We start from the raw sequence: 25,353 nt of genomic DNA, 5'->3' as shown, positions 1-25,353 counted from the left end.
AATAACAAGGTTGAAGACTATTATAAATGATAACAGCCCTTAACTTGGCTTTTATTCTCGCCACTATTTGAGGAGAAATTGTTTATAAAATTAATATTCACTATTAATCCATAGTATTCTTAGTAGCATAAATGACTAATAAACTTAGTTAATCGTCATTAGTAATACTTGCTCTACATGTGCCACAAAGGGTAGTATTGTCAATAATTTTAGCTTTGGGCGATATTGCCGATAAATGTCATTTTTAACGAAAATCAGCCAACTTTTTTCAAAAAACAATTCAAATCAGCGTCTTGGTATTGCTTTTCAGCATCAGGGTGTCTCCTTGTGCTCAATTCCTCAGCAAAAGCCCGATAATACGATTGATGAAAGTACGGCAGCAAAAGTCATCTTTGAACACGAAAAAGCTAACTCTGCTAATTTCCCCCGTGCCATTCAAGCACTGCATAATAAAAGTGATCTTGAAGGAAATGCTTGCTTAGTACTTAATGAAGCACAGTCTCAAATAGTGCAAATAGACAAACCAAGCTTACCTGACACTGAAATGAACAGTGCTTTGAAATGGCAAATTAAAGACTTAGTGAGTATTTCACCTACTAATATGGTGTTAGATTATTATGATGCGCCCATTCTTGCTGGCGGCAAAGAAAAAATCAATGTCGTTTGTGCATCATTAGATGAACTAAAAAAACTCGTCGAAGCTACAGAACAAGGTGCAGTGAAAGTCAATGCAATCACTACTCAAGAATTTGCTTTTGCTAATTTATTAGCGCCGAAAAGTGATGCAAATTTATTAGTTTGCCAACAGCCCAATGAAGAAATTGTTTTATTAATTGTTAAACAGAATAAAATATTCTTCCAACGTCGTTTACGTGGGTTTTCCCAAATTGCCAATAAGTCAGCAGAAGAATTATCCTTTTCAGTTATTGATGATATTGGCTTAGAAATCCAACGGTCTACAGATTATTTTGAACGTCAGTTAAAACAGGCTCCGATAAAAGAAATTAAAGTGTTGCTACCTATTAAATTAGAAAATTTATTTATTGAAAAGTTAGCAGCGAATTCAATTGTACCAGTGAGTTTACTGGAATTACCTCCCCCGTATCATCAACATAGAGAATACGCTGCGGCTATTGGCGCTAGTTTAGATAGTGTCCCTTATGATAAAGAAGCAGAAGTTTTAGCGGGGGTAAATTTATGACAACTAAAAATAATATTAATTTATTACAAGCTGAGCTTTTCCCCGAAAAACCGCTGTTAACACTGCAAAGAGTCGTAGGTGTTTGGTTAGGATTGTTATCAATTATGTTGATTTGGGTCGTTGTTACTGAACTAAATTACAAGCAATCAGCGGCAACATACAATGTTTTGTTAAAAGAGCAACAACAAAAACAAAAACTTGCTAAGCAATTAGAGTCACAATTGAAAAATAGGCAGGTATCTCCAACATTGAAAAGAGATCTCGATACAATGAAGTTGGTTATGCAGCATAAAGATGCATTATTGAATAAGCTCACTGATTCAAATGAGACCTTTGCTGGGGGCTTTGTTATGGCAATGAATGACTTGTCTGCTATGCATCATAAAGATATTCGATTACAAACCATCAGTATTGATGCTAAAAATATGAGTTTTACCGGACTAGCTCGAACTCCTCAGGCGGTACCCGCATGGTTAGCTGGTTTTAAGCAATCTCGATTATTATCAGGTAAAGCATTTATCCAGTTTAAGCTTGCTAAAAATGAGCAGAATATTACTGAATTTGTTGTTAGCTCCATACCTTCAGGGGGAAAAGGCTAATGAAAGAGCAATGGAAAAGTTACAGTGAAAAATTTCTTCAACTAACGAGTAGAGAGCAATTTTTACTACTGTCGACAGGGCTAGTAGCCATATTTTTTATTATCTCATCTTTTTATATTGATGATAAAAGTGCCCAAACAATCTCATATGATAAACAAAGTCGAACGATTACATCAGGTAATCAATCCCTTAATTTCTCTATTAAAGAATATCAAGCAGCATTAAAACAAGATCCTAATGTCAATACGGTTAAACAAATTGCTCAACTTGAAACAAAGCTAGCCAATATTGATAATCAACTAGTGCTTTTAACTACCGATCTAATTAGTCCTAGCGAAATGCGTGAAGCCTTACTTAAGTTGCTTGAATTAGAGCCAGGTGTATCGTTACTTTCCTTTGAATTAATAGGCGCTAAACCTTTATTAAATCTAAGCAACGAGCAATCGAGTGCTGATTCAGGAAACCATTCACCCACAGCCGAACAACTTGGTTTAAATTTATATAAACATGGTATTAAGATTAAATTGTCAGGTAAATATTTTCAGTTACGTAATTACTTACAACAGCTAGAACAGTTAACGTGGAAGTTTTTTTGGCAAGATTTTAAATTCGAAGTCAAAGAATACCCGCGTGGTGAAGTCAACATAACTATTTATAGTTTAGGATTGAAAAAGGAGTTTATCGGTGTTTAAAACTCACTTTAATTCATTGTTAGGTATCAGCTTAGCCACGCTGGTACTAGTATTAGCCCCTTCGATAAGCTTAGCTGCTGATGTTGACCCTACTCGTCCATTTGGTGCAAGTGGCTCTGGCAATAATAACCAGTTAAAGCGTGATGCTGGCTTTGTCTTGAGTTCAATTATCCATGGTGATGGTATTCATACTGCGGTTATTAATGGCAAAATATATAAAATGTTTGACTATGTAGGTGAGTATCGTATCACTGCAATTAACAGTCATAGCGTGATCTTACGTAGCGAATCTAAACGATTAAAGATTAACGTTTTTAAGAGTAAAGGTTTTAAGAGTAACATCGTAGAAGATACAGTAGCTAACTAATGATAAAAACAAGTCCCCCTATGAATAAACTAAAATTAAACATTGCTTTGTCAGCGTTTTTCTTTGCCTTAGTAGGCTGTCAATCTATGCCGAATGATCCTGTAGACATAAAAGCAGATTTAGATGCGTCGATCAAAGAAACTAAACGTTTAAATGGACCAAAGGCCTTAACGCAAGTGCCAAATTCAGTACAGCAAGAGTTAATGCTAAATAACATGGATCAGGCTAAGCAAGGCATGTTAGCTGAAAAACGCTTGGAGGTCTCAGCGACAGAAGTTGATGCCAAAGACTTTTTTCAAGCCATTGTTAGAGGCTCACGTTATAACGTAGTTATTCATCCAGATGTCACAGGACAAATATCTTTAAGCTTGAATAATGTTACGTTATCAGAGGCCTTAACCGTCGTTGAAGATGTCTATGGTTATGAAATTATTCGCCGTGGCAATGTTGTAAAAGTTTTCCCGCCGGGCATACGTACTGAAACTATCGCACTAAATTACTTATTCCTAAAACGTTTTGGTTCATCTAGTACTACTATCAATTCTGGTGGTGTTTCTGAAAACGATCCCAACAGTGGCAATAGCAGTAACGGCAATAGCAGCAATAGCAATAATAGTAATAGCGGCAGTAACAACAACCAAAGTGGTAATAATGGCTCGAGTAATCAGAATAGTGGCATTAACTTGTACACCGAAAATGAGTCTAATTTCTGGGATGAATTGAAAGAATCATTAACCGCTTTCGTTGGCACTGGGGAAGGTCGTTCAGTGATTGTTTCACCTCAAGCAGGTTTAGTGACAGTGCGTGCATTACCACAAGAGCTTACCGCGGTTAAGAAGTTTATAACAGCTACTGAAAGTCATTTACATCGCCAAGTCATTATTGAAGCGAAGATAATGGAAGTGACTCTTAATGATGATTTCCAACAGGGGATTAAGTGGAACAAAGTGCTTGATCAAGTCGGTAGTGCTGACATTATTTACTCAACTACAGGTAATGTTGTCGGTAATGTTATTTCAAACACAATCGGTGGTGTTAATAGTATAAATTTTAGTAAACAAACGAGTGGTAGCGATTTTTCAGGTGTTATTGAACTTTTACAAACACAAGGCAATGTTCAGGTACTTTCTAGTCCGCGTATAACCGCCACTAATAACCAAAAAGCGGTTATTAAAGTAGGTGAAGATGAGTACTTTGTTACTGAGGTTTCCAGCACTACCACGACCGGTACTTCAACAACGACTACACCAGAGGTTGAATTAACCCCATTTTTCTCGGGTATTGCACTAGACGTCACACCACAAATTAGTAAAGACGGCAGTGTTATTTTACATGTTCATCCTTCAGTGACTATTACTGAAGAACAAAGCAAAACTATTAAAATTGGTGACACAACACTGGTATTGCCACTAGCACAAAGTAGCGTTCGCGAATCAGATACCATTATCCGTGCTAACTCAGGGGAAGTTGTTGTTATTGGTGGCCTGATTGAAACCTATAACATTGATATTGAATCTAAAACACCGATATTAGGTGATATCCCTTATCTTGGTGAGTTATTTAAAAACAAGTCGCAAAAATCGCAAAAACGTGAATTAGTTATCATGCTAAAGCCCATTGTTGTTGGTCAAGATACTTGGAAAAACCAATTACAAGATGCGCGCAGTTTGTTAACAAAATGGTTTCCAGAAGAGGTTGACGCGTGCGAGTTATCAAATGACGGTACACTAACGCAAGAATGTCAAGCGCAATGTGCTGATGCAGAATATGCAACAGAGCATGGTGTTTGCCAAATGGCTGCACAAAATGCAGCTAGTAATGATAATTAAGCGTAAGGCTTTTTTATTTGAGTTAGCTTAACGAGAACACTGAGTCGATTTTCTATGTATTTATATCATTTTGGCTTAGGTGAGTTACCTTTTACCTTAACACCGAATACAAATTTTTATTTGCCAATGGCTATGCATGATGAAGCGTTAGCAGTGCTATCAACAGCACTGCAAACAGGCGAAGGCTTCATTAAAGTTGTTGGCGAAGTAGGTACGGGTAAAACCTTATTGTGTCGTAAATTGCTTAATGAAATACCAGATCACTTTGTTACGGCTTACATCCCAAATCCTTATTTAAACCCTGATGAATTAAGACGAGCTGTTGCCGTAGAACTTGGCGTTAAACAAGCGCAACGCATGTCAGTGCAATTGCTTACTCAGCGCATTCAAACACGTTTGTTAGAATTACATAATCAGGGACATTCGGTAGTGCTGATACTTGATGAAGCACAGGCGTTACCTGAAGATAGCTTAGAAGCGTTGAGATTGTTTACTAATTTAGAGACAGAAACACGTAAGTTATTGCAGGTAGTTTTATTTGCCCAGCCAGAGCTTGATGTGCGTTTAGCCAAAACAGAATTTAGACAATTGAGACAACGTATTACTTTTGCGTATAAATTAAGACCAATGAATGCAAATGAAGTACAGCAATATATTCAACATAGATTGCAAGTCGCGGGGTATAATGGAGCAGTACTTTTTCCTGTAAAGATATGCCAAAGTATCGCTCGAGTTAGCAAAGGTGTGCCACGGTTAGTGAATGTATTGTGCCACAAAATGTTAATGCTTGCTTATGGTCAGGGACATTACAAAATGACAATGAAATTACTGAAAGCGGCGGTAAAAGATACTGAAAGCATTGAGCAAAGCTCAAAAGTAAGTTTATTGGCTTTTTCATTTTTAGGAGGCTTGAGCGTTTTGTTGTTAGCTTATTATGCGCTGGTGGTTAAGTTATGAGTGTTATTAATCAGATGTTAAAGGATTTAGAACAGCGCAGTCCTGAGTCTAATACCGATGCTACTCAGTCAGGTAATGTTGCAGTAGCCCATTCCCCTATAAAAATAGCGCTCGTTACTGGGTTTTGTGTGTTAGCCGTTTGTTTTCTTAGTTTTTATGTTTGGCAATTAATTAGTGAAAATAACGCATTAAAAGCTGAAAAAATAACGAATAAAGTTAATGCCGTTCAAATGAGTTCAGCAAAAAATAGACCTGAAAATATAAGTAGCCAGATTAATACGTCTAAGCAAATAAGCAGCAACGAAAATACCGTTCAGAATGATCCAATAAACGTACATGTCACTAAAATTTATGATCAACAGGAAATAGCACCTATAAATGGTCAAATTGCTGAACCAACAGATGTAAATAAAGTATTATCAAATAACAGTGCTGAGACTACTGCCAAGTTAATAACGGCAAAACCTTTGGTAAATAACAGCGCTAGCCAAGTAACACCAGTAAAGAAAGCGAAAGTTATAGCGGATACCCATAGTCATTCGGGAGATAGTTCAGGTCATAGCCACGACATTGTTGATATCGTCAAAGCTAAACCTAAGCCAAAAGTAAATAAAATGTCGGTGTCACGACGTCAATTATCGGCGGATGAACTAGCAGAGCAAAAATTAGTCCTCGCTGAAAAAGCACTAGCGGCTAAGCAAATCGAGAAGGCCGAAAAACTACTAGAAGATGTAGTCATTATCAGGCCGAGCGATAGTCAAACACGTAAAAAACTGGCGGCTTTATGGTTTGGCCGTCAAGCTTATCAAGATGCTGTGAATTTATTGTCACAAGGCATCGCCTTAAATGGTAAAGACAGCAGTTTACGTCAAATGAAAGCGCGCATTCATTTAAAGCAAGGGCAATTCACGGCTGCGCTGAATACGTTAAAACCTCTTGCTCAATTAAAAGATGAGCAATATCAAGTCATGCTGGCAAATACCGCACAGCAAGCCAAACAAAATAAAATAGCCGTTGATGCGTATAAAATGTTAATAGCAATGAAACCGGATATAGGCCGTTGGCCGCTAGGTTTAGCCGTTTTGTACGATAAAAACAGCCAGTTTGAGTTGGCCAGTATGGCTTATAAAAAAGCATTAACAAAAAATGATTTATCAGTTTCTTCAGAAAACTTTGTTAAGCAACGCTTACAAGTAATAGGACAGTAGGACAGATTATGGCAGCTCCCAAATTAAAGATGCGTTTAGGTGACTTATTGGTTGATAAAGATATCATTTCCAATGATCAACTCATGCAAGCGCTATCTAGTCAAAAGCAAACGGGCCGTAAACTCGGTGATACATTAATTGAGCTAAATTACTTATCTGAAAGACAATTATTAGAGTTTTTGGCGCAGCAACTCAATGTGCCGTTTATGGATATTTCTCAATTTAAAATATCACCGGCTGTTTCGAGTTTATTACCAGAAGTTCATGCTAGGCGTTTAAGAGCTTTAATTATTGAAGATAGAGGCGCTTCAGTATTATTAGGGATGAGTGATCCTGCGGATTTAAGTGGCTTAGATCAGTTAGAGCGAATGTTGTCGCCTAAGCGCATTGAGCTTGCGGTAGTCATGGAATCTCAGATTTTTGATGCCTTCGATAGTTTATATCGTCGTACTGCTGAAATTGAATCTTTTGCTAGCCAACTAGAAGAAGAGTATGAAGAATCATCTAGTTTTGACCTCGCAACAACCTTTCTTGATGAAGGTGGCGATGCGACCGTAGGTAAGTTACTGCAATCCGTGTTTGAAGATGCGGTACAAATGCGAGCATCGGATATTCATATTGAACCAGAAGAACATCAATTACGTATTCGTCAACGTATTGATGGTGTGTTACAAGAAAAGATTCTCAAAGAAAATAAAATAGCTTCAGCCATGGTGTTGCGTCTTAAGTTAATGGCGGGGCTTGATATATCAGAAAAGCGTATTCCACAAGATGGTCGTTTCAATTTAGATATTAGTGGGCATAACATCGATGTTCGTATGTCTACTATGCCTGTTCAATATGGTGAATCAGTTGTTATGCGTTTATTGGACCAATCTGCGGGTTTGTTATCACTTGAGCAAACAGGGATGCCGGCAGATATTGTTAAACGTATACGCCTGCAAATTCATCGCCCCCATGGAATGGTTTTAGTTACAGGACCAACAGGTAGTGGTAAAACAACGACATTATATGCAGCTTTGAGCGAACTTAATGAAGCCAGTAAAAAAATTATCACAGTGGAAGACCCTGTTGAGTATCGTTTGCCCCGTATTAACCAAGTACAGATTAATACTAAGATAGATTTAACCTTTTCTAGCGTTTTACGAACAGCACTTCGTCAAGATCCAGATATCATGATGGTTGGTGAAATGCGTGATCAAGAAACGGTTGAAATTGGCTTGCGAGGTGCCATAACAGGTCATCTAGTCTTATCAACCTTGCATACCAACGATGCTATCACGAGTGCTTTACGCCTGATTGATATGGGCGCTGCGGGATTTTTAGTGGGTAGTGCATTACGTGCGGTTATAGCTCAACGGCTTGTTCGAAGAGTTTGTGACTCATGTGCTATTGAATACCAAGCGGATGAACAGGAACTCTTTTGGCTAACGAATTTAGCAGGTGAGAGGGCGAAAAATATTCAGTTTATGCAAGGTAAAGGTTGCCAAACATGCCACTATACTGGTTATAAAGGTCGAATTGGTGTCTTTGAAATACTTGAAATGAATGAAGGTATGATGGCTGCTTTAAAGCGTAATGATAGTGAGTTGTTTGCGAAACTATCTAAAGAAAACCCCAGTTTTACACCACTGGCAAAAGCAGCATTTGATTATGCGGCAACAGGTATTACCACGGTCGAAGAAGTATTACGTTTAGTTGAAACTATTGATATTAATTAATCAGCTAAATAGACATTTAAGCAAGTAACGTATGTTAGAGCATCGAGAGTTTTATGGCGTCATTTAAATATACAGGGCGAAATGCCAACGGTAGCCAAGTGAAAGACAGCATCGATGCTGCCAATGTAGATATTGCCGCAGAAAAATTATTTAAAAAGGGTATTACTCCCATTTCTATTATCGCAGCGAAAACAGGTGGAAATGCTGCGAGTATAGATGTCTTTGAGTTACTCAATAATGGTCGGGTTTCATTAGAGGAACTGATAGTTTTTTGTCGACAAATGTATGCGTTAATGCGTTCGGGCGTACCTATATTACGGGCAATTAATGGCATGGTTGAATCAGCGAATTCGATCTCGTTAAAAAAAGCATTAACTGATATAGGAAAGCAACTTGAGGGGGGTTATACCTTTTCTTCAGCATTAAATGGTCACCCTAAAATTTTTGACCATCTTTTTGTCTCTCTAGTACATGTAGGGGAAAATACCGGTCAATTAGATCAAGCTTTTCTAAAGTTAACCACTTATCTTGAACGTGAATTAGACACCCGTAAACGTATTAAAGCTGCATTGCGTTACCCCAGTATGGTGCTAATTGCTATAGCTGCAGCTATGGTCATTTTAAATATTTTTGTCATCCCAACGTTTGCCAATATGTTCACTCGTTTAGGAGCTGAGCTACCATTTGCTACGCGATTTATTATTGCCAGTTCAAATTTATTTATAAATTATTGGCACTACATGTTACTTGGCATCTTTGTGGTTTTAATTATGATTAGGAAGTCCCTTAAAACAAAGAAGGGGCGATACCAGTGGGATAGACGTAAGATAAAAATTCCTATTATCGGCAGTATTATCGAACGTTCAATTTTAGCACGTTTCTCACATAGTTTTGCCATCGTTTTAAAAGCGGGTGTACCTATGACTACCGGATTAACATTAGTGGCAGAAGCCGTTGATAATAGTTACATGCAGGAAAAAATTTCTGCCATGCGTCAAGGTATCGAAAGTGGAGAAAGCTTATTGCGCTCAGCTGTAGCTAGTGCCTTATTTACGCCGTTAGTATTGCAGATGGTGGCTGTAGGTGAAGAAACTGGTCGAGTTGATGAATTACTCACCGAGGTGGGTGATTACTATGAAAGAGAAGTTGATTATGACTTGGCAACGCTAACGGCGAGAATTGAGCCGCTACTCTTAGTGGTCGTTGCTGCTATGGTACTCGTGTTAGCACTAGGTATTTTTACCCCTATGTGGGATATGGCCTCGGCTATGCAGGGGTAGTAGAAAAATTCATGGAAAAAGCACCAAACTATACAGAGAAAAAGCAACGTTCAATTATTGAATTTTTAATCGTTGTAGTAATCATTGCTATCATGATGAAGCTGTTAGTCGATGTATTTTTTAGCCAACAAGCAAAGATTACTAATACGGCCTTTGTGGGCTTAGCACAAAGCTTTACCAGTAAAGTTAACGTGATACATGGGCAATGGCTTATGGATAAACAGCCGCATACAGTGATATTAAATCGACTAAATAGTAATGTAAAAGAATCTATTCACGTTAATGAGATGGGTTGGGTTGATAGTGAGCATTCTAGCTTGGCCTGCAACAAAATTTGGCAGCAAACATTAGCCATACCATTACAGGTGGTTAAATCAAAAGTAATAGCAATCGAAATTCAGAAAAACACTATTAAAAACGGTCGGTTATGTCGTTATAGTATTGCTAATGGGCAATATTTTGATTACCGTAGTGACACAGGTAAATTAAAGCAGGGTTAGTTAATTTGCTAATGAATAAATTAAGGGCATACAAATAAATAGTTCGATAGAAAATTTATTTAGCAAGTACAAGTAATTACAACTATTTAACATTGAAAAATGGTTTGCAAGTGTCCATAATGTTAATATAAGTATTCAGGTCAGTTTACTATGTAATTTTAAGCGAACGTTTATAGAGTAAGTCTATGAAGTTTAAACTGATGCATCAACAGATATAAAAAGGTTATCTCAATGATAAAAATCATTTCCCATAATAGGATTTCCCTAATTAGTCAGGAGCAGACAGCCGTTCGTGTACTTAAGCAAAAGGGCTTTACCTTAATTGAATTGGTTATTGTTGTAGTTATATTGGGATTTTTAGCCGCAACCGCGATTCCTAAGTTTGTCGATTTAACTGAACAAGCTAAACAGGCAAATATAGAAGGTATGGCAGGCGGTTTTGCTACAGGTGTGTCATTAGCACGTTCTCAGTGGGAGGTCGAAGCTCGCCCAAAAGATACTAGTGGTGTAAATATGGTGAATTATGACGGTACCGTTGTTTATTTAACCAGTGAAGACAGAGATACATCGCCAACTATTAGCCCTGGTTATATTGTCGGGACTAATAGCGGTGCAGGAATAAATTCAAAGACTATGGCTATAGCTGATTGTATCTCTGTATGGGATAGCTTATTACAGCAACCACCTCTTATTGCTAGTAATGTTACTGAAATTAATGATGATGATGAGAGTTATAGGTATTTGGCAAATGTTACGGGTAGTGGCGCAACTACCTTATGTCATTACCACTTAAAAGAAACATTAGCTCGCAACAGTGATGGTAATTATATTGCGCCATCACCATTAACAGCTGTTGGTAATAGTTTTAGTTATCAGCCTGCTAATAGCTCGGTAATTATTTATATTAATGATAAATCGTAAACACTAATATCATTTATTGGTGTATACATCTTGTACAGTATTTAATTAAGTATTTTAAACTAAGTTAAATTAATTTTGATCGTAAATTTAGGAAGAAGCATGAAAAGTAGTATGAATGTAAAAGCAAATCAAAAGGGTTTTACCTTAATTGAATTGGTCGTAGTAATTGTTATTTTGGGTATTTTAGCGGTAACAGCAGCACCAAGATTTATAGATGTTCAAGATGATGCGCGTACAGCGACTTTAGATGCAATAAAAGGCTCCATAGAAAGTGTAAAAGCTTTAGTGCATAGCAAATCATTAATCGCAGGTAATGAGACGGTTGGTGCTGCAGCTGCTTCTGGTGGTGCTGCCGCTGTAACACCTGTAGTTGTAGTGAATGGCGTAGATGTAAATGTTAGTTTTGGTTACCCTCGTTCAAATACAGCATCAGTGACTGAATGGGAGGTTAATTTACTTGATATCGCAGTTGGTGCTGCATCGCCTAATGATGATGGTGAATTTGTTGTCTCATCAATTTCAGATGTTATCTATATAACGCCAGATCCAGATGGGACAAATACAAAATTAACGGTAGTTCCTACTACTTGCTTTGTGATTTATACCGAAGCAGCATCTGCAGCGAATGCAGATATTCCAGTTACAGCAGTAACGGATTGCTAATATAGTGTAAATTGATATAAAACAGGAGAGCTCTAAGCTCTCCTTTTTGTTTAAGGAGCTTGCATGTCCTCAAAATGCAGTTGTAATTTAATTCATCAAGGGTTTACCTTGGTGGAGTTAGTCACTGTAATCCTACTCATTTCGATTCTAGCGGTATCAGTAGCGCCAAAATTTGGTGGCACTGCCAGTTATGAAGCTCATACGCACAGAGCGAAACTCATTTCAGCCCTACGGCTTACGCAACAACGAGCAATGCAACAAACAGATACTGCTGATGGTTACTGCCATCAATTAGTTTTTGACAATGATAGTCTTGTTTCGCGCTATGGGATCCCTGATAGAGTAGATTGCACCGTTACTACATTTTCTGGACAAATACCTGAGTGGCAGCCCGATGCGACTGGCTTTGAAGTTGAATTAAAGTATCAAGTCAGCTTTGGTATTCAGGGTAAAAATAATCCTAGTGCCATTACTTTTGATAGTATGGGGCGACCAGTTAGTAATGCAACTCTTGCCAATAACTGTGTTGGAGGTTGCATTATTAATATACAGAGCAGTGTTGAGACTTTGAGAATTCAAATAGAGTCAGAAGGCTATATTCATGCTATTTAAATATTCTGAAACAGCGACTCCTTATTCGAAACATACCTCAGGCTTTACCTTAATAGAGATAATTATTGGTATAGTGGCTTTATCAATTTCACTATCAATTGTTTCAACACTTATAGCCCCTGCAGAGCAGAAAAGTGCTGACCAAATACATCAAGTTAAAGCTGCTGAGTTAGGACAAAGCTTTTTAAATGATATAAGCGCTCGAGCTTTTGACCAAAACTCAGATATGGCGGGCGGATTAGTTAGGTGTGGGGAGCCGAATGATGGTTCAAATCCATGTACAGATTCCGGAAAACTTGGTCCTGAAGATGGCAATGATGGACGACCTAATAACGGAGAGGTTAAGCGTGGTTTATTTAATGACGTTGATGATTTTCATAATTATTCTGAGAAATTTACCGGCAACGATGAAATATTAGCAAAGGGGTATAATAATTTTACCATTGATATAAAGGTGATTTATGATGGTTTATCTTTGGGGTTATCAAATAATAGAAGCGCTAAAAAAATTACCGTTTCTGTTACTACGCCATTAGGTACAGAAATTCAATTTGCCACTCATAAGGCAAACTTTTAATGAAAGCTAGTTGTAATAAGTACTTTCTTAATAAAAATAGACTCGACAGACGGCTAAAAAATTCTGGCTTTACTTTACTTGAATTAATAATAGTTATCATAATCTTGGGGATAATGTCTGTTGGTATTGCTGGTTTTATAACATTAAGTACACAAACTTATTTAAATGTTACTGAGCGAGATAAATTACTTTCTAGTGCCCGTTTTGCTGTGGAGCGTTTGAATCGAGAAGTGAGAAATGCTGTACCCAATAGTTTGAGAACATTCAATAATAACTCAGCGCAATGTTTAGAATTCACACCCATCAAAGCAAGCACCATGTATATAGATATTCCGGTTGTACCAGATGATAAGTCAGGGGAAATTGAAGTCGTTTCGTTTGTTGACTCTAGCGGTAACCCATTCGCCTGCACAGGATTTTGTTTGGATTACGTTGCTGTTTATCCGTTGCAATCATCAGATATTTATGATTTTAATGTCAATTCAGGAAAAGGTAAAGTAACCGCTTTCAAAGCTTTTTCTAATTTACCTGGCAGTATATGGACTGTACCTATTAGGCCGAACGCAGGGATGATTTTTGATGAACACTCACCAACGAAAAGGGCTTATGTTTTTGATGCTCCGGTTTCATATTGTGTTAATAACTCTGAATTAAGACGTTATTTTGGGCATAGTTTTACTGCGAACCAGTCATTAACACCTACAGGGGGATTTGTACTGATGGCTGAAAGTTTAACCTTCGATCAGAATGATCTACCTTTTAAAGTTTTACCGGCAACTTTACAGAGGAATGCAATGGTTCAAATTAAATTGAATTTTGATCGCGATGGTGAAGTCGTTTCATTTAATAATGATATTCATATTAACAATGTACCTTAATATTATGTCTGTTTTTTTTACATAATTTAAAAAAGGTAAAATAAATACTCGTTAACATATTGTTTATTAATGGTTTGTTTGCTGTGGTGTGATAATTGCATTTCATATTTCATATTTTTTGTAAATAGTCAGTATTATAGTTTTGAAATCATTTAAATATATAGTCTTAATAGCTTTTATCTTCCCTTTTCTAGCGAGTGCGACCCTTCTAGATCTTTCGAATGATATTGATGATGCATCATACCAAGCATTTATCACATTTGATGATAAGGATTGGGCTTGGGTTTCTCCAGTAAATACTCAATTTGATGGTTGTCTCCAAGAAGTTGATAATCCTGAAGACTATTTGACAACAGTTTTAGATAATAGTGATTGTGCAAATCAACTACTTGCCCCTGAATATCGTGAGGGTTGGAGGTTTGCAACTAGTACAGAACTTGATACAGTATTTAATATACTGACACTTAATTCTTTTTACGATTTTGATAAATCAATGTTTATTCAGGCAACTGAGTACTGGAATACAAATTACATAATCGGGGATCACTTAAATTTTCAAGCTAATTTAATTAGTGGCGAATGGAGTAGTAATAAATCGTTTGAAACCTTTTATATTAGAGATCATGAAGCAGATGCTATCCCTGAACCTTCTACTTTAATTATTTTTGCTTTAGGTTTATTTACTTTAGTAAATCGCAAAAAATTATTAATATAGACTTTTGACTTTAGTCTATTAGAAAACTCGCTTTTGCGGGGGTTTTTATTGCTTTTTATTTGCATGTTTAGTGACTTAACGTTACCGTTGCTTAATAAATACAGCAACAATTATTGATAGATGAAAATTCACTTTTTTCAATTCCCTAAAGCGATCTCTTGTTTTAAAAAACAAAGAGGTAGTGCTCTATTAATGACATTATTTATTATTATTGTTTTGATTCTCCTTGGTGGAGCATTAATGCGAGTGTTATCAACTAGCAGTGAAAGCATTGCGCAGGAAGTCATTGGTACTCGAGCTTATATGGCCGCTAACTCTGCAATGCAGGCTAAGTTACAACAATTATTTCCGTTAAATAGCTCTTCAACATGTCCTTTAGCCCCACTAGCTCCATCGGTTACAACTCATAATTTTTCTGCATCAGGAATGAATATAGATGGTCTTCATCATTGTAGGGCTGAAGTTTCGTGTAGTTGGTATGCGACTCACCCACAAACAGATGAGAAGTTCTATCGGTTAACCAGCACGGGCGAATGCGGTAGCGGTACAATTGAGGCCGATAGCAAAGTAGTTGTTATAAGCAGCCGTAGCATCCAAGTTGAAGCAAGGAGCTTGTAAATGTGCAAATGGATTTTAAGTACTTCTCTCCCTTCAGTACCTTTTCCTTATGTAAATTTTGTTCAAATCCAAGTGGATAAATTGACTGCAATCAATATTAAATATATGAGCTTTTATCTAAGTGATACCTCGATTTACAATGTACGAACGCGATTTAGTCAGATAAAAGTGAAAGGAATTTCGTTGTGAAAAGTGCTTTGGTATTTGCCATATTATTATATTGCATTTCAATTCCTGCTCAAGCGGCTAGGGTTATTAATAGCGTATTGCTAAATGGAAATACGACGACAAATGTTGCTGCTGGCGAAACAGTTACCGTAACTATGGAGGTCACTACCTCAGGGAATGGTGCTAACGCTAATTGGAAGTCAACATCGTATAAATTTAATGATGAACCAGTTATTTGTGAAAATACAAATGATAAGAATGGAAGAGGAACTTATACAAATACTTTCGAAATAACAGCCCCTCTAAATGGTGGTAGCTATAATGTTTCCTTTTATGCCCATAAAAATGGTAGTTGTAACCCAGGCGATCCAGGTAGTGAATTAGTAGTTCCAGATGGCATTGTTGTTTCTAGTTTAATTGCTGAATATCGTTTTGATGAAATAGAATATACTGATACCCCTAACGAGATTATTGATAGTGCAGGAGGCTTTCATGGGCAGGCAAAAGGTAGTCAACCAGTAGAGGGCAAGGTCTGTAATGCTATAGATCTTAGCGCGACTGGTACAAGTGATTATGCTGTGCTGGATAAAGATATTTTAACGGGAAAAACTGATTTTAGTATTTCAGTATGGGCAAAAACTAGTAAGACCTCCAACCAGAGTGTTCTCTCAGGAGCCGGTAGCTTTAGTAGTAATGAGTTGATTATGTGGTTTGAAAACCACACCAGTTTTCGTCCCTATTTGTATAATTCACAAAATGGAATAATTACCACTTCTTCAATTGCAGACAATAATTGGCAACATTTTGTGTGGACAAAGGAAGGGAGTCAAAGTTGCTTGTTTGTAGATAAAACATTAAAAGGCTGTGTTACACAGGAAACCTTTCAATTAGATATACAAAGTCTAATTTTAGGGCAAGAACAAGACGCTGTTGGTGGTGACTTCTCTTCTAGTCGTGCGTTTGATGGTTTACTTGATGAATTTTTAGTCTTTGATTCGGCTATAACGCCTGATGAAATAGCCACTATTTATGATAACCAAAATGCAGGCTTGGGTTATGATGGTAGTATTCGTAACTGTCCTATTCTTCCTTCTCCGGTTTTAGATCTTCATTTTGATGAAAATAATTGGGATGCCGCTAATTCCATTATTGATATCAGTGGTAATGATTATCATGCTAATGCGGTTAATGTCACGCCAACGGAAGGTTTTATATGTAATGCAGCCGATTTATCTGCTACAGGGATTAATGATTACTTAAGCCTAGATCATAGTGCTATCAATGGATTAAAAGACTTCACGTTATCAGCTTGGGTCAATACTGCTCGTACCAGTGCACAAACCATATTATCAGTTGCAAATAGCACGCAGTTTAATGAAGCAGTCTTTTACTATGAAAATAATACCAGCTCTTGGCCCACCATAAGAGAAAGCCCTTTTAATACATCGACCAAAAATCCTGTCAGCAATATTAGCACAGGTTCATGGAAACATCATGTTTGGACTCGAAAGACTAATGTTAACAATGGCGAGTTATGCTTATATATTGATAATGTTTTACAGGGGTGTTCGACACATAATAATGGTGAGTTTGCCATTGATGTTGATGCCACTGGCTTTATTTTAGGGCAAGAGCAAGACTCACTTGGAGGAGATTTTGATAGCTCACAAGCCTTTTCAGGCTTACTTGATGAAGTTTTATTGTTTGATAAGCAGTTATCAGTTAATGACATCAATAATATATATAATAATCAAGTTCAAGGGAAAAACTGGGATGGAACTGAGCGTTCATGTGGCCCCCTAGAACCTATAGCTGAATGGCGCATGGATGAACAGGCCTGGAATGGTAGCACAGGTGAGGTAATCGATGAAACTGGTAGCTTTAACGGACAATCTAAAAACGGGGCTGATACGGCTCGTTCAACTCCCGCGCTTATAGGTAACCCAGGCACATGTGCTTATGGTACCTTTGATGGGGTAAATGATTATGTGGCGTTACCAACTTCTTTTGAAAACCAACAGGGTAGCTTCACTATCACGGCATGGATAAATCCAAGTAACTTACAAAGTGGCTCTAGAATTTTTGCTGATGATGAGAATAATAGTCGCGGATATGCTTTTAGTTTGGGAGACCCTGGCAGTGGTCAGCTTCGTTTTTATTCTCGGGGCGTAAGTCCTGTCTCTGTTGATACTCTCTCAGCAGTTATTTCTGCAGATACATGGACCTTTGTAACAGCTGTGCATAATTTTGACACAAAAACCCGAGAGATTTATATCAATGGTATTGCTCAAACCGTTACCGGGGGAGGGACCAGTAATAATTATAGTGGTAATTGGGGCGTTGATACGGGTATTGCTTCTATTGGTGGAGAAACCGACTCTGGGGAGACGGGCAATAGGTTTACTGGCTCAATTGATGAAGTGAGGATGTATGACTCGGCATTATCTGCGGCTGAAATTGAGGGGGTTTATCGAGAAACTCATCCATGTGACAGTTTTATCGATCACTTTGAGATAAATACTCTTAATGGACAAGGCTTAACATGTGAGCCTGATATTATAAAATTACGTGTTTGTAGTGATCCATCTTGTAGTATTTTAACCCCCGATGCTGTCGATGTGGTGTTATCCGTCTCGGATAGTATGAGCGATGTGTTAACTAAAAATGTCACAATTGTTGGTGGTGAAATTGATGTTGAATATATTCATACCAAAGCTGAGGTCGTGTCATTAAGCTTAGATCAAACGTTTGAATGTTTAAATGGCTCTCCTACCTTATGTGATGTTACTTTTGCCGATGCGGGTTTTAGGTTTGTTACTGACTCAGGGGATTTAACTTTACCCGTGCAGCTTTCAGGGAAACCTTCAAATATTGGTTTTAATGCGGATACCTTCAAAATTGAAGCGGTTAAAACTGATGATGCAACCGGTGCTTGTGCACCACTTTTGATCACGGGTGAATCTATTGAAATGGCGGCAAGTTATCAATCACCTGGTACAGGAACTGAACTGGTTAATATTTCAGGTAAAAATATCGGCACATCCATCACTGGTACCGTTTTTGATAGCTTACCATTTATAGCCGTTCCGTTAGACTTTGGTGGTATTACTCAGCACAGTGCAGAATATATTTTTACTTACCCTGATGCAGGTTCTGTTGTTTTAAATGCGCGTTATGAATTACCAGATGATGAGGGTAACCCTTCAGGAGATTTCATAAAAGGTACTTCTAATCCAATTATAGTGCGTCCATTTGCTTTTGATATGTTTGTTGATAAGAACTTACCAACGGGTGATACCGCGTATAAAGTAAACCCTGCGGCAACAGATGGTAGTGGTGGAGAAGAGGATGTGTTTACAGTCGCGGCAGATGAAATACGTATAAGCACTCGAGCAGTAGCGTGGAAAACTGGTGATGACGCAAATGCTAACGGCTTAGCAGATCAAGTTGAAGATTTAACTACTAACGCAACGACCAATAATTTTATTGATGTCAGTTTATCGAGTTTGTCTCATACACAGTTACTGCCTACGTCAGACATAGATGGAGCATTGAGTGTAGAAACTGGGGCTGAATTTACTTCTGGTAGCCAAGTAGATATTGCTACCTATGATGAAGTGGGCATTATCTCTTTACAGGCTCTCAAAGAAGACTATTTAGCTGCAGGTGTTAGCATTGAAGGCAATACACCTTATGTCGGTCGCTTTATCCCCAGTCATTTTACTGTAACGAGTATTGCTGATGGAATATTAACAGGGACTTGTAGTGTTGATGACTCAGCAGAATTACCGTTTGTTTATAGCGGTCAAATGTTATCAGACAGTCCAACAAGAGGGGCATTAAGTTACTTGACTACACCATCTTTTGTTATTGAGGCAAGGAATAAAGATGATGTATTAACACAAAACTATATTGATGATTTCTTAAAGCTATCATTAACAAGTTTTCAACGTTTAATGGTACCAAACTTCGCTGTACCAAGTGTATCAATGTTAGCTCCCGTCACTGATACCAGTCGAATGGGTAAAGATACTACTAACTTAGTACATTTAACCGCTAATTTAGATGATGCTAATTTTACAGGAGTAAAAGGTGTTATTAGTTATAGTTATCATGATGAAGATAACTTTGTGTATTCGCATGAAGAAAATAGTGAAGTTAATGAATTCACTAGTGATATAGATTTGTCTATGGTGTCAATTATTGATAGCGATACTGTAGCAGCACAAGATTATGATCTGGATAGCTCTAACGGCCTAATCCTTACTTTAAAACCTTCTGGTAAATTAATTCGTTTTGGTCGTGCTCAACTTGCAAATAGCTATGGTCCCGATACTTCTAATTTACCACAAACGTTATCCGTTAATTATTATACCGATGATGGTTACTTCCTAAGTGAAAACGATACGTGCACTACCTATGATTATAACAATATATTTTTAAGTAATATCAGCTTAGACCCGGCATTATCGCCGGTACAAATTATAGTGCCAGGTAAGTTTTCTGATGAATTACCTTTGGGTGAAACACGCGATATAATATTAGAAGCGCCAACTGATAACATAAAGGGTGTTAACACGGGTCAGGTAGGTGTTATTTATAATATCAGTGATTGGTTACAATACGATTGGGCGTATGACACCGAAGGAGTTGATGGTTTGTTTAATGATAACCCACGTGGGATTGCTACCTTTGGCATATACCGTGGCAATGATCGTATTATTTATCAACGTGAAATATCTCGTTAAATGAGTTCAGTTAATTTATAGACTTAAAGAAAGTAAATGAGATGAATCTTCAAAAGAGTAACGAGGAAGAAGAAGGATAATAATAGCAATACTTTATCGCTTCTCCCTCAAGAAAAGTGCTTTATTCCCCCGTCTTTGTAGTAAATTCTTCTAGAATATTCCTACCGCAGATTCCTTTATTTTTTCTTTACTTTTTATTGTAAAAAAAGCAACACATTAGCCAAATTCTAAGGTATCATTATCCGATCTGTTATTCGCACCTTGACAGCGTCTACTTAATTAGTACTTCACAGGACATTTTGAGCTTATGTTTAAAAAAATACGCGGCATGTTTTCTAACGATCTTTCTATCGATTTAGGTACCGCCAATACACTTATTTATGTAAAAGACCAAGGTATTGTATTAAACGAGCCTTCTGTAGTAGCTATTCGTCAAGACCGTTCTGGCGGTTCGAAAAGTGTTGCAGCGGTAGGTGTTGCAGCAAAAGCTATGTTAGGTAGAACGCCGGGTAATATTGAAGCTATTCGTCCGATGAAAGATGGCGTAATTGCTAACTTTTTTGTTACTGAAAAAATGTTACAACACTTTATAAAACAAGTGCATAGCAATAATTTCTTACGTCCTAGTCCAAGAGTTTTAGTGTGTGTTCCTTGTGGTTCTACCCAAGTTGAACGTCGTGCTATTCGTGAATCAGCGATGGGTGCTGGTGCACGTGAAGTCTATTTAATTGATGAGCCAATGGCTGCCGCTATTGGTGCTGGTATGCCTGTGTCAGAAGCGACTGGTTCAATGGTTGTTGATATAGGTGGTGGTACTACCGAAGTTGGTATTATTTCACTGAACGGTGTGGTTTATTCTTCTTCTGTACGCATTGGTGGTGATAAGTTTGATGAAGCTATTATCAACTATGTTCGTCGTAACTTTGGTAGCTTAATTGGTGAAGCCACTGCTGAACGCATTAAACATGAGATTGGTTCTGCCTACCCAGGTGAAGAATTAATTGAAATTGAAGTACGTGGTCGTAATCTTGCTGAAGGTGTTCCTCGTAGCTTTACCTTAAACAGCAACGAAATTTTAGAAGCACTGCAAGAGCCATTATCAGGTATTGTGAGTGCTATTATGGTGGCATTAGAGCAATCTCCACCAGAGCTGGCGTCTGATATCTCTGAACGAGGTATGGTGTTAACCGGCGGTGGCGCTTTATTAAAAGATATTGACCGTTTATTAATGGAAGAGACGGGTATTCCTGTTGTTGTTGCTGATGATCCATTAACGTGTGTTGCTCGTGGTGGCGGTAAAGCATTAGAGATGATTGATATGCATGGTGGCGATCTTTTTTCATATGAGTAAAGTCTCCTACGAATAGAGTCAATATTTTTTCTTGTCCATTAAGCCCAATTACTGTGTTAATAGTACTCATTGACTAACGTCAACTCCGTGCTTTTTCCTTGTACTTGAACTAAATGGCTTTGAATAAATTATTGATTGAAAGTTATGTTGCTATATCGTTGAACTATGTTCTCTTTATAGCATCAAAACCTTATCGCTCAAGCTTGTAACTTATATGAACCCAATTTTTAATCAAGGCACATCCCCAGCGCACCGACTTATCTTGGTGCTTTGCTGTTCGGTGGCCTTGATTTTTTTCGACCATAAAATGGCGAGTTTTGAAACCGCACGTGGTTATTTACAATCCCTAGTTAGCCCGCTGCAATATATGGCTAATGCACCCAAGCAAATGATGACTTGGGCTTCAGAAAATATAGTTATTCGTCAGCAGCTCATGGAAGAAAATAAAAATTTTCGAGAAAATGAGCTATTCTTCCATGAGCAAGTGATGCAGTTAAGTATTGTGCGTCAAGAAAATGAACGATTACGCTCATTACTTTCTTCACCCGTTCGTGGTGAAATAAAAAAAATGTTTGCCGAAATATTATCCGTTGATAGTGACCCTTATTCTCACCAAGTAGTGATTAATCGCGGCGCCAATGATGGTGTCTACGAAGGTCAGCCAGTACTTGATGAAAAAGGTATTGTTGGGCAAATATTACATGTGGGTGTAAGCAGTTCTCGTGTGATCTTGATCAGCGATATATCTCATGCTATTCCTGTACGTATTCAACGAAATGGCTTAAGGCTCATAGCTTCGGGCAGTGGTCAAATTGATCGACTTATTCATAACTTTGTTCCACATAGCGCTGACGTGAAAGAAGGTGATTTATTAGTTACTTCAGGCTTAGGTGGTAAGTATCCTGAAGGTTATCCTGTTTCCCGTGTTGTTTTTGTGCGTGCCGACGAGTCACGAGAATTTGCGACTATTTATAGTGAGCCTGTCGCTCAAATTGATCGATTGCGTTATATGCTTCTACTTTCGAAGGATGAAGCCGTTAAGCCTGCGTCCCCATTAACCACTAAGAAAGCAACGGTAGGAAAATCATAATGTTTAGCAATAATGGTTTTATTATTTTCCTTACCCTATTAATTGCTTTGATGGCAAGTATTACCCCTATGCCATTGAGCGTAGATGCTTTTCGCCCAGATTGGGTGCTTATTGTATTGGTTTACTGGTGCTTAGCATTACCTAATAAAATAAATATTTTTACCGCGTGGGTAATGGGCTTTATCCTTGATGTTTTACTTGGCTCTGTGCTGGGTGTTCATGCTTGTGCGATGGCTTTATCTGTTTATATTGTTGTAGTTAATTTTCAAAAAATTAGAAATTTCTCCGTTTGGCAACAAGCACTCATTATTGGCGTACTCTCTGCGCAATACCACCTTGTTGTTTTTTGGTTGCAACGCTTCTTAAGTGATGTTGTATTCTTACCTAATTATTTATACCCAGTGATAACTACGATTGTACTTTGGCCATGGGTGTTTTTATTATTACGCCGTGTCCGCCGTCATTTCCGCATTGAATAACTCCACACTTTCTCAAGGGCTAACTATAACAGTATTGAATGATTTTTATGACCAACGAAATAGTTAATTCCACCAGTACGAGTCAAAAGCTGATATTAGCCTCGCAATCACCTAGACGAAGAGAGTTATTAGCGCAATTGGGCTATCAATTTTCTGTTCAGGCAAGTGATATCGATGAAACAGTAGAAAAAGCTGAAACAGCGTATGACTATGTACTACGCTTAGCAAAACAGAAAGCTCAACATGTTCTAGATTTATTACCGGAAGCCGAACGAGTATATAGTTATGTCTTAGGTTCAGATACCAGTGTGGTATTTAATGGTGAAATACTAGGAAAACCAGATAATGAAGAAAACTGCATTGACACTTTGTCGCTATTATCAGGTAACCAGCATCAAGTATTAACAGCTATTGCGCTTGTGAGTCATGCGGGTGTCAAGGGGCAAGTTATTACCACTGAAGTCACTTTTAAAACATTAACGAAGGCTGAAATTTCAGCTTACTGGTTGACCGGCGAGCCCCAAGATAAGGCGGGAAGTTACGGCATTCAGGGCATCGCAGGACAATTTGTTAAAACCATTAATGGTAGTTATTCCGCTGTCGTTGGTTTACCACTATATGAAACCGCCCAATTACTGGCTAACGCTGGTTTTGTTGGCAGTATTCATACGAAATAATTTTCAACTGATTTTTGAACTATTGTTTGAACTAAAGGATATTTATGAGTGCTGAATTATTAATCAACGTTACACCTAGCGAGACACGTGTTGCTTTGATCGAAAATGGCTCACTGCAAGAAGTGCATATAGAGCGACAAGCAAAACGTGGCATTGTTGGTAATATCTATTTAGGTAAAGTCATTCGTGTTTTACCAGGCATGCAAGCAGCCTTTGTCGATATTAATCTTGATAAAGCAGCATTTCTACATGCTTCAGATATTAATAGCAAACTCATCTTAAAAGAAGAAACTGATCAAGTACCTGACATTCGATCTTTAGTACACGAAGGTCAACACATCATGGTACAAGTGGTTAAAGATCCGCTTGGCTCAAAAGGAGCGCGTTTAACAACAGATATCACAATTGCGTCACGTTACCTGGTATTAATGCCTAACTCCCAACATGCGGGCATATCCTTACGTATTGAAAATCCTAATGAGCGAGATCGTTTAAAAGATATCGTTACCCCTTATTGCGATGAGCAACAAGGATTTATAGTTCGTACTGCGGGTGAAGGTGCTGATGAGTTAGACCTCCAACATGATGCTGAATTTTTACGTCGAGTATGGCATAAGGTGTTAGCGCGCAAACAGCGTAAGCAAACTAATTTACCTCTTTATCAAGATCTCTCTTTATCCTTTCGAGTGTTAAGGGATTTTGTCGGTATTAATCTTGAGCGTATTCGTATTGACTCTAATCTGACTTTTCAAGAATTAACCGTTTTTACTGAAGAATTTGTACCTGAGTTGACACCTTTATTAGAATATTATCCAGGTGAGTTACCTATTTTTGATCTGTTCTCTGTTGAACGAGAAATTCAGCGAGCTCTACATCGCAAAATTGAACTTAAATCGGGTGGTTATTTAATTATTGATCAAACCGAAGCGATGACTACTATTGATATAAATACCGGTGCTTTTGTTGGGCATCGTAACTTAGCTGATACCATATTTAGTACCAATATTGAAGCGACACAAGTTATCGCGAGGCAACTAAGGTTGAGAAACCTTGGTGGTATTATTATTGTCGATTTTATTGATATGCATAATGACGATCATAAACGTCGCGTATTGCATAGCCTAGATATGGCAATGAGCAAAGACAAGGTTAAATATAGTCTTCATGGTTTTTCAGCGCTTGGTTTAGTTGAAATGACACGACAAAGAACACGTGAAAGCTTAGAGCACGTATTATGTGGTGAATGCCCACTTTGTACAGGTCGTGGTCATCTAAAAACAGTAGAAACAGTTTGTTTTGAAGTACTCAGAGAAATTGTACGTGTAAATCGTGCTCATGATGCCGATAAGTTCACCGTTTATGCGTCAACTGCAGTGAGTAATTCGCTGGTTAATGATGAATATCATAACTTAGCTGAAGTTGAAGTTTTTATTGGGAAGTTGATTAAAGTACAAGCCGAACCCATGTATAATCAAGAACAATTTGATGTTGTTATGATGTAA

At 37.8% G+C, this 25,353-nt stretch carries 23 protein-coding genes; all 23 read left to right on the top strand.

All coding sequences use genetic code 11. The annotated features are described in order from the left end of the window. Positions 1-235: 235 nt before the first annotated feature. The 23 genes from CPS_RS20535 (at position 236) to rng (ending at position 25,353) form a co-directional block, all read left to right on the top strand. Entirely contained in the window at positions 236-1,201 is a 966-nt protein-coding gene (locus CPS_RS20535) for a hypothetical protein (protein WP_041737156.1), read from the top strand. Continuing rightward, entirely contained in the window at positions 1,198-1,800 is a 603-nt protein-coding gene (locus tag CPS_RS20530) for a PilN domain-containing protein (protein ID WP_041737155.1), read from the top strand. Before CPS_RS20535 ends, CPS_RS20530 begins: the two co-directional genes overlap by 4 nt. Then, positions 1,800-2,492: a hypothetical protein gene (locus CPS_RS20525; RefSeq protein WP_011045307.1), complete on the top strand. Its 693-nt coding sequence runs from the start codon at positions 1,800-1,802 to the stop codon at positions 2,490-2,492. The genes CPS_RS20530 and CPS_RS20525 overlap by 1 nt, the downstream gene beginning before the upstream one ends. Beyond that, complete coding sequence (locus CPS_RS20520) at positions 2,485-2,859, top strand: hypothetical protein (RefSeq protein WP_011045306.1); 375 nt, start codon at positions 2,485-2,487, stop codon at positions 2,857-2,859. Before CPS_RS20525 ends, CPS_RS20520 begins: the two co-directional genes overlap by 8 nt. A 20-nt stretch (positions 2,860-2,879) precedes the next feature. Beyond that, on the top strand, positions 2,880-4,688 hold the full coding sequence (gene mshL / locus CPS_RS20515; protein ID WP_081428780.1) for a pilus (MSHA type) biogenesis protein MshL: 1,809 nt from the start codon (positions 2,880-2,882) through the stop codon (positions 4,686-4,688). A 54-nt stretch (positions 4,689-4,742) separates the two neighbouring features. Then, positions 4,743-5,645 (top strand): ExeA family protein, encoded by a 903-nt coding sequence (locus CPS_RS20510; protein WP_011045304.1) that lies wholly within the window; start codon positions 4,743-4,745, stop codon positions 5,643-5,645. Beyond that, positions 5,642-6,853 carry a tetratricopeptide repeat protein gene (locus CPS_RS20505; RefSeq protein WP_011045303.1) on the top strand — a complete coding sequence of 404 codons (1,212 nt, stop codon included), beginning with the start codon at positions 5,642-5,644 and terminating at the stop codon, positions 6,851-6,853. Before CPS_RS20510 ends, CPS_RS20505 begins: the two co-directional genes overlap by 4 nt. Before the next feature lie 8 nt (positions 6,854-6,861). Then, positions 6,862-8,574 carry a GspE/PulE family protein gene (locus tag CPS_RS20500; protein ID WP_011045302.1) on the top strand — a complete coding sequence of 571 codons (1,713 nt, stop codon included), beginning with the start codon at positions 6,862-6,864 and terminating at the stop codon, positions 8,572-8,574. 53 nt (positions 8,575-8,627) lie between these two features. Continuing rightward, positions 8,628-9,854 (top strand): type II secretion system F family protein, encoded by a 1,227-nt coding sequence (locus CPS_RS20495; protein WP_011045301.1) that lies wholly within the window; start codon positions 8,628-8,630, stop codon positions 9,852-9,854. 11 nt (positions 9,855-9,865) lie between these two features. After that, positions 9,866-10,354: a hypothetical protein gene (locus CPS_RS20490; protein WP_011045300.1), complete on the top strand. Its 489-nt coding sequence runs from the start codon at positions 9,866-9,868 to the stop codon at positions 10,352-10,354. 231 nt (positions 10,355-10,585) lie between these two features. Continuing rightward, positions 10,586-11,275, top strand: a complete 690-nt coding sequence (locus CPS_RS20485; protein ID WP_011045299.1) for a pilus assembly FimT family protein — start codon at positions 10,586-10,588, stop codon at positions 11,273-11,275. 99 nt (positions 11,276-11,374) lie between these two features. Next, a complete protein-coding gene (locus CPS_RS24280) occupies positions 11,375-11,938 on the top strand; it encodes a prepilin-type N-terminal cleavage/methylation domain-containing protein (protein ID WP_011045298.1) in 564 nt (187 codons plus the stop codon). Positions 11,939-12,001: 63 nt separating this feature from the next. Further along, positions 12,002-12,550, top strand: a complete 549-nt coding sequence (locus CPS_RS20475; RefSeq protein WP_011045297.1) for a type II secretion system protein — start codon at positions 12,002-12,004, stop codon at positions 12,548-12,550. Further along, positions 12,540-13,127, top strand: a complete 588-nt coding sequence (locus tag CPS_RS20470) for a prepilin-type N-terminal cleavage/methylation domain-containing protein (protein WP_011045296.1) — start codon at positions 12,540-12,542, stop codon at positions 13,125-13,127. The genes CPS_RS20475 and CPS_RS20470 overlap by 11 nt, the downstream gene beginning before the upstream one ends. Beyond that, positions 13,127-14,005 (top strand): prepilin-type N-terminal cleavage/methylation domain-containing protein, encoded by an 879-nt coding sequence (locus CPS_RS20465; RefSeq protein WP_011045295.1) that lies wholly within the window; start codon positions 13,127-13,129, stop codon positions 14,003-14,005. The genes CPS_RS20470 and CPS_RS20465 overlap by 1 nt, the downstream gene beginning before the upstream one ends. Positions 14,006-14,147: 142 nt before the next feature. Next, complete coding sequence (locus CPS_RS20460) at positions 14,148-14,720, top strand: PEP-CTERM sorting domain-containing protein (protein WP_011045294.1); 573 nt, start codon at positions 14,148-14,150, stop codon at positions 14,718-14,720. A 192-nt stretch (positions 14,721-14,912) separates the two neighbouring features. Next, positions 14,913-15,338: a hypothetical protein gene (locus tag CPS_RS20455; protein ID WP_049757944.1), complete on the top strand. Its 426-nt coding sequence runs from the start codon at positions 14,913-14,915 to the stop codon at positions 15,336-15,338. 185 nt (positions 15,339-15,523) lie between these two features. After that, positions 15,524-20,254 (top strand): LamG domain-containing protein, encoded by a 4,731-nt coding sequence (locus tag CPS_RS20445; protein ID WP_011045291.1) that lies wholly within the window; start codon positions 15,524-15,526, stop codon positions 20,252-20,254. A gap of 307 nt (positions 20,255-20,561) precedes the next feature. Continuing rightward, on the top strand, positions 20,562-21,605 hold the full coding sequence (locus CPS_RS20440) for a rod shape-determining protein (protein WP_011045290.1): 1,044 nt from the start codon (positions 20,562-20,564) through the stop codon (positions 21,603-21,605). A 214-nt stretch (positions 21,606-21,819) separates the two neighbouring features. Further along, positions 21,820-22,695, top strand: coding sequence for a rod shape-determining protein MreC (gene mreC, locus CPS_RS20435; RefSeq protein WP_011045288.1), 876 nt, complete (start codon positions 21,820-21,822; stop codon positions 22,693-22,695). Further along, positions 22,695-23,174, top strand: coding sequence for a rod shape-determining protein MreD (mreD, locus tag CPS_RS20430; protein ID WP_011045287.1), 480 nt, complete (start codon positions 22,695-22,697; stop codon positions 23,172-23,174). The genes mreC and mreD overlap by 1 nt, the downstream gene beginning before the upstream one ends. A gap of 38 nt (positions 23,175-23,212) precedes the next feature. Beyond that, positions 23,213-23,851, top strand: a complete 639-nt coding sequence (locus CPS_RS20425; protein WP_011045286.1) for a Maf family protein — start codon at positions 23,213-23,215, stop codon at positions 23,849-23,851. Between the two features lie 44 nt (positions 23,852-23,895). After that, a complete protein-coding gene (rng, locus tag CPS_RS20420; protein WP_011045285.1) occupies positions 23,896-25,353 on the top strand; it encodes a ribonuclease G in 1,458 nt (485 codons plus the stop codon).

The sequence above is a fragment of the Colwellia psychrerythraea 34H genome (assembly GCF_000012325.1).
Taxonomy (GTDB): domain Bacteria; phylum Pseudomonadota; class Gammaproteobacteria; order Enterobacterales; family Alteromonadaceae; genus Colwellia; species Colwellia psychrerythraea_A.
This window is presented reverse-complemented; position numbering and strand designations above follow the sequence as displayed.